At 66.6% G+C, this 1,126-nt stretch carries 1 protein-coding gene; it reads right to left on the bottom strand.

Annotated elements, in window-relative coordinates; all coding sequences use genetic code 11:
* Positions 1–25 precede the first annotated feature (25 nt).
* The coding region (locus tag L5G32_RS19125; RefSeq protein WP_237012667.1) for a transposase at positions 26–1,126 on the bottom strand (1,101 nt) is incomplete at its 5' end.

Here is a 1,126-nt window from a genome sequence, read left to right as displayed (position 1 = left end):
GGTCTCGACGCTTCTATGTGTGGTGTCAAGCCGCGGTGGGTCTGTGTTGGGTGTTTGTCGTGGTCTCGGCGGTGGTTGTGCTGCGTTCGCAGGTCTTGAAGATTTCGCGTGCGATGTAGCGTTTGAGTAGGCGTTGGATGGCGCGTTTGCCGGTACCGGCGGCGACGCGGTGAGCGATGTAGGCCTTGGTGCGTTCATCACAGCGCGCGCGGGTCATCATGATGGTGTGGAGCGCGGCGTTGAGTTGGCGGTCACCGCCGTAGTTGAGGCGGTGGGTGAACGAGCCGCCACTGCCGATCGGGATCGGTGAGGCCCCGCCCATCGACGCGAAGTGCCCCTCGTGGGGGAACCGCCCGATATGCGACCACGCGCACAAGATCCGCGCGGCCGAGACCGGCCCGACTCCGTCGACCGTGAGGAGTTCGGGCATCCACTTCGCGGTGATCTCACGCAGGCGGCGGTCGTTGACCTTCAGCTCGGCATCGAGCGCGATGATCCGGGCCGCGGTCTCGACCGCGCTAGCGATCACGGCGGGATCGGCGTCGGCGTGGACGTGGCCGGCGGCGATCTGCTCGATCATCGCGGGAGTCAACGCCCGGCGGGTGTCGCTGATCAATCCCAGCATCCGCACGATCGCGTTCAACGCGTTGATCCGGGCGGTGCGGTCCTTGTTCGCGATACGCCGCACGGTCAGCAGAACCTGCAGGCCATCACGCATTTGGCCGCGTCGGGGCTGCGCCAGATCGGTGCTATCGCTGCCGGTGACGGTCTTCGCGGCGCGGACCGCGTCGATCGCGTCGGTCTTACCGCGCCCACGGCGCGCGGTCTTGGCCGCTGGGTGGACCTCGACCACGCGTACTCCCGCGGCCTGGAAGGTGCGGGTCAGTTGTTTGCCATACGATCCGGTGCCCTCGATCGCCGCGATCCATGAGGCGCCCTCGACCTGTTCCTCGATCCACACGAGGGCGGCGTGATAGCCCGCGGCAGTGGCCCGGAACTCGCGTGGCTGGCCCACCTGAGCTCCGGTCTGCGCATGCACGATCGCGTACACATGGTTACGGGCGTGGGTGTCCACGCCGATGACATAGGAATGGGTTTCTGCGACACTGGGCATCGGTGATCTCCT

The organism is Gordonia zhenghanii, assembly GCF_021738965.1.
Lineage (GTDB): Bacteria > Actinomycetota > Actinomycetes > Mycobacteriales > Mycobacteriaceae > Gordonia > Gordonia zhenghanii.
The sequence above is the reverse complement of the archived record's forward strand: the minus strand, read 5'-3'. Positions and strand labels throughout refer to the sequence as shown.